This window comes from Streptomyces sp. NPDC088116, from assembly GCF_044741745.1.
In the GTDB taxonomy this organism is placed as follows: Bacteria; Actinomycetota; Actinomycetes; order Streptomycetales; family Streptomycetaceae; genus Streptomyces.
Window position 1 is genome coordinate 802536 of sequence record NZ_JBIUTF010000004.1, and the last position, 8639, is coordinate 811174.

Here is an 8639-nt window from a genome sequence, read left to right on the forward strand (position 1 = left end):
CGTCGAAGAAGAGTCCGTCACGAGGAGTCCGTCACGGAAGAGCCCACTACGCCAGTCACAACGCGTGACATCCGGGAATGATTCCCGACCGCGTCACCGACTCGTCGATGGTGGCACGGCCGGACCCCGCCGTCACTCGGGTTTCGGGCCCGGATTCCCTACGTCGTCGGGGTTCCCGGGGCGATGACGATGCCGCGTTCCCCGCGTCGGGTCGGCATTCCCCGGCTTCCGGGACTTGTCGGCCTTCCCTGGCACAGCTGCCGTCCCTGCCGCCCCAGGCTCCGCTGCCGTCCCAGCTCCCCCGGGCTTGTCAGCCTTCCCAGGCTTCTCGGCTGCCCCAGGCTTGTCAGCTGCCCCGGGCTTCTCGGCCGCCCCAGGCTTCTCTGCCGCCGCCGTCCCGCTCCGCCAGTCCGGATGGCCCGGCATCGGCGGCGTCTTCCGCTCGTACAGCCACGCCCTGAAGAACGCCGACAGGTCACGCCCCGCGATGTCCGAGGCCAGTGCGATGAAGTCCGCCGTGGTCGCCGTCCCGTCCCGGTGATCGCGGACAAACTCCCGCTCCATCCGCTGGAAGGGGGCCTTGCCGATCTCCTGCCGCAGCGCGTACAGCACCAGGGCGCTGCCGTCGTACACCACCGGCCGGAACAGGCTGATCTGCTGCCCCGCCGCCGGAGGCTCGGGAGCGGCCGGCGGTCCGCCCGCCGCCCGCCAGCCGTCGGACTGCCGGTAGGCGTTCTTCATGCGCGTCTCCACCGACTTCCCGGCGTGCTCCTGCGCGTAGTGAGCCTCGTACCAGGTGGCATGTCCTTCGTTGAGCCAGAGATCGGACCACCGGTGCGGCGAGACGCTGTCGCCGAACCACTGATGGGACAGCTCGTGGACCATGATCGAGTCGACGTACCACTCGGGGTATTCGGGGCGGACGAACAGGGAGCGCTCGAAGAGCGACAGCGTCTGTGTCTCCAGCTCGAAGCCCGTTTCGGCGTTGGCGATCAGCACACCGTACGTCTCGAAGGGGTACTGGCCCACCTGCTCCTCCATCCACCGCAGTTGCTCCGGTGTCTTCTTGAGCCAGGGCTCCAGCTTCGCCTTGTCCGCGGCCGGCACCACGTCCCGTACGGGCAGCCCGTCCGGCCCGGCGCGGTGGATCACGGCCGAGTCCCCGATGGAGACCTGGACCAGCTCCGTGGCCATGGGGTGCTGCGAGCGGTAGGTCCAGGTGGTGGTCGCGCCCTTGCGGGTCTTCCCCGCCGGCAGACCGTTGGCCACGACGGTCAGCCGCTCGGGCGCAGTGATACGGAAGGTGAACCGGGCCTTGTCGGCGGGATGGTCGTTGCTCGGGAAGACCCGGTGCCCCGCGTCCGCCTGATTGGCCATCACCAGTCCGTCGGTGGTGGCCACCCAGCCGCCGCCCTTCCCGGCCGGGTCGCTGGTGTGATGGACGGTGATCCGCAGCCGCGTCCCCTCGTCGACCGCTTCGGCGGGTGTGATGACCAGGTCCTCACCCGCCGTCGCGAAGGTCGCGGGCTCTCCGTTGACATCGACCGAACCGACCACGCCGTGGGTGAAGTCGAGGTTGATCCGGTCCAGCCGCTGCGTCGTCAGCGCGTTGATCTTGGTGATGGCGTCCAGCGGCTTGCTGTTGTCGCCGCCGTAGGTGAAATCGAGGTCGTAGGTGAGCACGTCGTAGCCGGGATTGCCCAGCTGCGGGAAGAGCGGATCGCCGATGCCGAGCGGCTGGGGCGCGGGCAGAGTCGCGGCGACGAGGGTGGCCGATGCGGCGGCCAGCAGGGCGGCGCGCAGTCGGCGGGAGGTGAGCAGCATGGACCACCGCTACCAGCGCGCCCCCGGCGCACCGCGACGGCGCGCTCCGAGCCCACCCGAAAGAGACAGGTCAGGACGCGGAAGCCCGCCGGATGCCGATGTGCACGCGGTTGACGCACGGCACACAGGCCCCACCGGCCACCGGCCCCACCGGCCACCGGGTCAGGCCGTGGCCGGATGCTGGGCGCGGCTGACGTCGTACACCCCCGGCACATCACGCATCGCGCGCATCAGACCGGGCAGGCCCGTGGCATCGGGCAGTTCCAGCGTGTACGTGTGCCGTACGCGCTGCTCGCTCGGCGGTTCGACGGTGGCCGACACGATCGCCGCGCCCGCCGTCGCGATGGCCTCCGTCAGCTCGGCCAGCAGCCGGGGGCGTCCGAAGGACTCGGCGTACAGCGTGACCCGGCACCCTGGCGCGTCCCCCCAGCTCACCGGGACCGGGGCCCGGTCGAGGGCCCGCATCCGGTCCACCGAGGGGCACTCCTCCCGGTGGACCGTGACGACTCCGCCGCGCACCAGGAAGCCGGTGACCGCGTCGGGTGGTACGGGCGTACAGCAGCCCGCCAGCCGTACGGTCGCGCCCGGCAGATCCACCACGGCGTTGGCGGCCTCCCGGCGGTCGGCGGTCACGGCGGTAGGCGCACGGGGCGCGGCGTCGGGCTGCCCCACCGCCTCCGGGTGCGCCGCGAGCCATCCGGTGATCGCGATCCGGGCGGCGGGCGTGCGGGCGTGGTCGAGCCACTCGGGCGAGGGCCCCGAGGCCGCGTCATGGGTCAGCAGCAGCTGAACCGTGTCGCCGTCGCTGAGGACCGTACTGAGCGTCGCGAGACGGCCGTTGACCCGCGCTCCGAGACAGCTGTGCGCGGCCTCGCCGTACTGCGCGTACGCGGCGTCCACGCAGGTCGCCCCGGCCGGCAGACCGAGCATGCCGCCTTCGGCGCGGAACACGGTGATCTCCCGGTCCTGCGCCAGATCGTCGCGGAGCGTCGTCCAGAAGGTGTCCGGGTCGGTGGCGGCCTGCTGCCACTCCAGGAGCCGGGAGAGCCACCCGGGCCTGGTCGGGTCGGCGCGCTCGCCGTCCTGCGGTTCCGTGCTGTCGGCCGGATCCGCGCTGCCCACGGTTTCCTGGCTGTCGACGGACGCGTAGGGATTGCCGAGGGCGACGACTCCGGCCTCGGCGACCCTGTGCATCTGGTGTGTACGGATGAGGACTTCGGCGACCGCGCCGTCCGGTCCGGCGACGGCAGTGTGCAGCGACTGGTACAGGTTGAACTTGGGCGCGGCGATGAAGTCCTTGAACTCGGAGATCACCGGCGTGAAGCAGGTGTGCAGCTCACCGAGGACCCCGTAGCAGTCGGCGTCCTCACCGACCAGCACCAGCAGCCGCCCGAAGTCCGTGCCGCGCAGCTCGCCGCGTTTGTGCCGTGAACGGTGTACGGAGACGAAGTGCCGCGGCCGCACGAGCACTTCGGCGCCGATGCCCGCCTCGCGCAGCACCCGCCTGACGTCCTCGGAGATGGCCGCGAGGGCGTCCCCGGCGGTGGCGTTGTCCGCGATCAGGGCGCGGGTGTACGCGTACTCCTCGGGATGGAGGATCGCGAAGACCAGATCCTCCAGCTCGGTCTTCAGCGCCTGGACGCCCAGACGTTCGGCGAGCGGGATGAGGACGTCGCGGGTGACCTTGGCGATCCGGACCTGTTTCTCGGGGCGCATCACGCCGAGGGTGCGCATGTTGTGCAGCCGGTCCGCCAGCTTGATCGACATGACGCGGACGTCGTTGCCGGTTGCGACGAGCATCTTTCGGAAGGTCTCGGGCTCGGCCGCCGCCCCGTAGTCGACCTTCTCCAGCTTGGTCACTCCGTCGACCAGATAACAGACCTCGTCACCAAACTCGGCCCGCACCTGATCGAGCGTCACCTCGGTGTCCTCGACGGTGTCGTGGAGGAGCGAGGCGGTCAACGTGGTCGTCTCGGCGCCCAGTTCGGCGAGGATCAGAGTCACGGCCAGCGGATGCGTGATGTACGGCTCGCCGCTCTTGCGGTACTGCCCGCGGTGCGACGTCTCGGCGAGGACGTACGCCCGGCGCAGTACGGCGAGATCGGCGTCCGGATGGTGCGCGCGGTGGGCGTCCGCGACATGCCCTATGGCGTCCGGCAACCGGTCCCTGGAGGCGGGACCGAGTAAAGCGGCCCGGCCGAGTCGTCGGAGGTCGATCCTGGGAAGGCCGCGTCTGCGGCCGTGGGCACCAGGGCTGGTGGCCTCTGCGCTCATGGGGCACCTCCGGCAGCTTCTACCGGCGGTGGGAAGAGCGGGAGCGCCCTCCGGGCCGGTGCTTGATGCTACCGGGCCCACCACGTGGAGCAGTCCAGGTCCCGCCCAGCGTGAAACGGATCACCCATTCGAGCGACGCTCTACGCCAGGGCCGTTTCGAACCAGACGGGGTCGATGTGCCCCTCCGCGACAATCACGGCGGGTCCGGTCATCTCGATCCCGCCGTCCGGGCGCTCCGTGATGACGAGTCGTCCGCCGGGAAGATCCACGGTATAGGTGACGGGGACTCCGGTGACAGCGGGGTCCACTCCGTCCCTGCGGGCGGCGGCGACGGCCACGGCGCAGGCGCCCGTACCGCAGGAGCGGGTCTCGCCCGAGCCGCGCTCATGGACGCGCATGGCGACATGGCGGGGGCCGCGGTCCACGACGAATTCGACGTTCACCCCGTCGGGATAGAGGGACGCGGGGCTGACGGGCGGCTCGGAGTACAGGTCCCCGGCGTGCGCCAGGTCCTCGACGAAGGCGACCGCGTGCGGATTGCCCATGTTGACGTTACGGGCGGGCCAGGAGCGGCCGCCGAGGGTGACCGTCACTCCGCCGTCGGGGAGGGCGGCACGCCCCATGTGGACGGTGATGTCGCCGTCCCCGGCGCCGGTGCGCCCGGTGTCGGCACCCTCGGTCCCAGCGTCCTCCAAGGCCGTGGCCTTGGGATCCGTGTCCTTGGCGAGGTGGATCTTCTTCACACCGCCACGCGTGGCCACGGCGAGGTCGCCCGCCCGCACGAGGCCGGCGCGCTGGAGGTAACGGGCGAAGACCCGCACGCCGTTTCCGCACATCTCGGCGACGGACCCGTCGGCGTTGCGGTAGTCCATGAACCACTCGGCGTCGTCGGCCATGGCACGCGCCTCGGGGTGCGCCGCGGACCGTACGACATGCAGCAGGCCGTCGCCGCCGATTCCGGCCCGCCGGTCACAGAGGACGGCGACGGCCCGTGCGGGCAGGTCGATGGCATTGTCCGGGTCGGGGACGATCACGAAGTCGTTCTCGGTCCCGTGACCCTTGAGGAAGGCGATCGGCGCGGTCTGCGAAGTGCTCACGGAATCCATCGTACGAGCAGCCACTGACAGCGCCTGCCGCCCGGCCCCCGGCGGGGACGGTCGGATCGGCGGTCAGCGCAGCCGGGCGACGCGCCAGACGGCCAGGGCGACGACGGCGGCGGCGACAGCCACGTACAGGGCGACGACGCGCCAGTCGGGGCGTTCTCCGGAGGCTCTGGCGGGCAGCCCCGGCCAGGTGTGGCCCACCTTGCGGGCGGCCATCATGCCCCAGCCCGCCGCGCAGCAGCTGATCAGCAGACCCAGCATCGGGACGACCGCGCCACCGTCACCCGTGCCGAAGGCGAGAGGGAACGCGAACATCAGGGAGCCCAGTGCCGCGAGTCCCACGATCGGGGCCAGCTGCCAGATCCGCAGCCGGCGCTGCGGACGCAGCTCGACCTCGACCTCGGGAGTCACGGTCTCTTCTTCCGGCCCGTCAGGACTGAGCCCCGGGGCGTCCACCCGTGCCTCCGAAGCCGTCGTACGCGGTGCCGCTGGTTCTCCGTCGCGAGGGCCGGCCTCCATCGCCACGCGCCCTCCCCAATCGCCACTCCACTGGTCGATCGATACCCGATGGTCGACCGCTGCTCGATGATGGCACGCCCGTGAGGACCGCAAGGACGAGCGGAGCGTCCCGATGCCATCACGTGATCAGGCTGTGACCGCTCGTTCGACCAACGAGAGTGCCCGGCCCGGGAGTTCCTCGCGCTGCTCCGTACCGCCGCCCAGCCAGTGCACGCGCGAGTCGCGGCGGAACCAGGAGTCCTGCCTGCGGGCGAAGCGTTTGGTGGCGCGTACGGTCTCGGCGCGGGCCTCGTCGTCGGTGCACTCGCCCGCGAGCGCCGCCAGTACCTGCTGGTATCCGAGGGCGCGGGAGGCGGTGCGTCCCTCCCGCAGGCCCTGGGCCTCCAGGGCGCGCACCTCGTCCACGAGCCCCTCGTCCCACATCCGGTCCACGCGCCGCGCGATCCGCGCGTCCAGCTCGGGGCGGGCGACATCGACACCGATCTGGACGGTGTCGTAGACGGAGTCGTGGCCCGGCAGATTGGCGGTGAACGGCTTGCCGGTGATCTCGATCACTTCCAGCGCCCGCACGATACGGCGGCCGTTGCTGGGAAGGATCGCGCGGCCTGCCGGGGGGTCGGCGGCGGACAGTCTGGCGTGCAGGGCACCGGACCCGCGCAGGGTCAGCTCCCCCTCCAGCCTGGCGCGTACCTCGGGGTCCGTGCCGGGGAAGTCGAGGGCGTCGATGGCGCCCCGTACGTACAGCCCCGAGCCGCCCACCAGCACCGGGGTGCGGCCCGCGTCGAGCAGCCGGTCGATCTCCGCCCTGGCGCGCCGCTGGTACTCGGCGACGCTGGCGGCCTCCGTGACATCCCAGATGTCGAGCAGGTGGTGCGGGATTCCTGCGCGCTCCTCGCTCGTCAGCTTGGCGGTGCCGATGTCCATCCCGCGGTAGAGCTGCATGGAGTCGGCGTTGACGACCTCACCGTCGAGTTGCCGGGCGAGATGAACGCCCAGATCGGACTTGCCGGCCGCGGTGGGCCCGACGACGGCGATGACCCGCTGTGCGGTAGCTGCGCTTCTCACTGCCCCAGTCTCGCAAACTCAAGGGCCCCTACCCGAACGAGTTACGTGACGAGGCACCTCCGGGTTCGTTGCCTGTTGCGAGGTTCCGGCCGCCGGTTTTCTGGCCGGTGGCCCTGGGCGGCGCAATGGGACGCTCCGGGCGGCGCGGAATTTCGCCCTCACGAGTAGGCTATGGAGCAGATATGGGTGTTTTTTCATGGTTTCGACGTAAGCCCGCGGCTACGTCCGAGCCGTCAACCGTAGAGGCGCGGACCGACGCCCCGACGGCGGACTCCGTGGCGGACGAGGCTCCGGGTGAAGCCGAGGCGACGACGGAGAAGACCGACACGGGAGAGGCCGGGCCCGTCGGCAGCGGATCCGCCGAGGGCGAAGCGGAGGCCGAGGCGGCCGACGACGGGGCCTCCGAGGGTGTGGAGATCCCGAAGCAGCAGTCGGCGGACGCCGCGGCGGACAACGAGGCCGGAAAGAGCACCCGAAAGTAGGCTGTTTTTTCCTCCGAGGGAAGGTGGCCCATGGGCTTCCTGGATTCATTGAAGGCCAAGATCGGCCCGGCCAAGAACAAGGTCTCGGACCTCGCGCAGCAGCACGGGGACAAGATCGAACACGGGCTCGACAAGGCCGCCCGAACGGTCGACCAGAAGACCAAGGGCAAGTACAGCGACAAGATCGATTCCGGGACGGGCAAGGCCAAGGACGCCCTGGGCAAGCTCTCCCACAAGGACGACGGCACTCCTCCTCCGCCGTCGGCCACTTCCTGAACCTCGCCACATACCGGCCGACAACGGCCGGGGCAGCCGCGGTGCGTCGGCGTCGGCCGGCCCACCGCGGCTGCCGTCGTCATCGCCACTGGCTGGTTCTCGCCATTCACTGGCGACCGCGGCCGGTTCCTGATTTCCTCGGCCTACTGGCGGCTTCCGCCGCCTTTACCGCGTGCGGTGACCGGGGCTCAGGACCAGGCCGCCACGAGATACCCGACGCCATAGGGCGCGTCCTCGTACAGCAACTCACCGCCCAGACCGGCACCCTGTGCCGCGCCCGCGAGCAGCTGCCAGGGCGCCCGGCCCACCGCCTTGAGATCGGCGGCAAGCTCCTCGTCCAGCGCCTTCAGCGCCGCCACGTCCGCCGCCGCGAGGGCCCGTGCCACCCCCGCGTCGAACCCGGCGGCCCGTTCGTCCAGGTACCCCGGCGCCTTCAGCGTCCGGCACGCGCTGGCATCGCCCATCACCAGCAGGGCCACCCTCTCGGGCCCCGCCGCGAGTTCGGCCCCGGCGCGGACACATTCCTCGACGGTGACGGATTCCCCCACCCCCAGTGCGGTGACCGGGGCCGCCGACCAGTGGACGTACTCCAGCAGCCAGGCCGCGACCGCGAGGGAAGCCGGCAGCTCACGCCCGGCGGGCCCGGCGCCCGCGCTCGCCGCACCCAGGACGACCTCGGCGTCCACTCCGAAGCCGCGGAAGGACCCGACGGCGCCCTCGGGATACGGCCCCGGGCTCTCCCGCTCGGCGGGCCCGACGACGATCAGCCGGTCCGGCCGGGCGGCGGCCAGCACCCCCAGAGCATCGGCACACGCGATGCGCGCGGCATCGAGTTCGGAGGCGGCTCCGGCTGCCACGGCGGGCACGAGCAGCGGCGGGCAGGGGCACACGGCGGCGGATACGAGCATGATCCGCAGCCTAGATGAGTGAGCGCGGGTCCCGGCCTGAGCTTCCGGCCTGGGGTCCCGGCCCGAGGACCCGACCTGGAGTCCCGGCCCGAGGTCCCGGCCCGAGGACCCGACCTGGAGTCCCGGCCCGAGGTCCCGGCCCGAGGACCCGACCTGGAGTCCCGGCCCGAGGTCCCGGCCCGAGGACC

At 71.4% G+C, this 8639-nt stretch carries 8 protein-coding genes; 2 read left to right on the forward strand and 6 right to left on the reverse strand.

What is annotated here, in order from left to right; genetic code table 11:
- Positions 1-132: 132 nt before the first annotated feature.
- From ACIOJD_RS20395 to miaA, 5 genes are all read right to left on the reverse strand, one after another.
- Positions 133-1824, reverse strand: coding sequence for a M1 family aminopeptidase (locus tag ACIOJD_RS20395; protein ID WP_401915373.1), 1692 nt, complete (start codon positions 1822-1824; stop codon positions 133-135).
- A gap of 162 nt (positions 1825-1986) precedes the next feature.
- Positions 1987-4098 (reverse strand): RelA/SpoT family protein, encoded by a 2112-nt coding sequence (locus ACIOJD_RS20400; protein WP_401915376.1) that lies wholly within the window; start codon positions 4096-4098, stop codon positions 1987-1989.
- Positions 4099-4238: 140 nt separating this feature from the next.
- Complete coding sequence (gene dapF / locus ACIOJD_RS20405) at positions 4239-5204, reverse strand: diaminopimelate epimerase (RefSeq protein ID WP_401915379.1); 966 nt, start codon at positions 5202-5204, stop codon at positions 4239-4241.
- 63 nt (positions 5205-5267) lie between these two features.
- Positions 5268-5720, reverse strand: coding sequence for a hypothetical protein (locus tag ACIOJD_RS20410; protein ID WP_401915585.1), 453 nt, complete (start codon positions 5718-5720; stop codon positions 5268-5270).
- A 126-nt stretch (positions 5721-5846) separates the two neighbouring features.
- On the reverse strand, positions 5847-6785 hold the full coding sequence (gene miaA / locus ACIOJD_RS20415; protein ID WP_401915381.1) for a tRNA (adenosine(37)-N6)-dimethylallyltransferase MiaA: 939 nt from the start codon (positions 6783-6785) through the stop codon (positions 5847-5849).
- Between the two features lie 275 nt (positions 6786-7060).
- On the opposite strand from miaA, the gene ACIOJD_RS20420 reads away from it, so the two are divergent.
- Positions 7061-7267 (forward strand): gliding motility protein, encoded by a 207-nt coding sequence (locus ACIOJD_RS20420; protein WP_401915384.1) that lies wholly within the window; start codon positions 7061-7063, stop codon positions 7265-7267.
- 30 nt (positions 7268-7297) lie between these two features.
- Complete coding sequence (locus ACIOJD_RS20425; protein ID WP_401915386.1) at positions 7298-7543, forward strand: antitoxin; 246 nt, start codon at positions 7298-7300, stop codon at positions 7541-7543.
- A gap of 188 nt (positions 7544-7731) precedes the next feature.
- Here ACIOJD_RS20425 and ACIOJD_RS20430 read toward each other — a convergent pair whose 3' ends face one another.
- Positions 7732-8451, reverse strand: coding sequence for a hypothetical protein (locus ACIOJD_RS20430; RefSeq protein ID WP_401915389.1), 720 nt, complete (start codon positions 8449-8451; stop codon positions 7732-7734).
- Between the last annotated feature and the right edge of the window lie 188 nt (positions 8452-8639).

What these genes read in the sequence shown, in the direction of transcription:
- ACIOJD_RS20395 (WP_401915373.1), bottom strand. Translation starts at nt 1,824, where the DNA reads ATGCTGCTCACCTCCCGCCGACTGCGCGCCGCCCTGCTGGCCGCCGCA.
- ACIOJD_RS20400 (WP_401915376.1), bottom strand. Translation starts at nt 4,098, where the DNA reads ATGAGCGCAGAGGCCACCAGCCCTGGTGCCCACGGCCGCAGACGCGGC.
- dapF (WP_401915379.1), bottom strand. Translation starts at nt 5,204, where the DNA reads ATGGATTCCGTGAGCACTTCGCAGACCGCGCCGATCGCCTTCCTCAAG.
- ACIOJD_RS20410 (WP_401915585.1), bottom strand. Translation starts at nt 5,720, where the DNA reads ATGGAGGCCGGCCCTCGCGACGGAGAACCAGCGGCACCGCGTACGACG.
- ACIOJD_RS20425 (WP_401915386.1), top strand. Translation starts at nt 7,298, where the DNA reads ATGGGCTTCCTGGATTCATTGAAGGCCAAGATCGGCCCGGCCAAGAAC.
- ACIOJD_RS20430 (WP_401915389.1), bottom strand. Translation starts at nt 8,451, where the DNA reads ATGCTCGTATCCGCCGCCGTGTGCCCCTGCCCGCCGCTGCTCGTGCCC.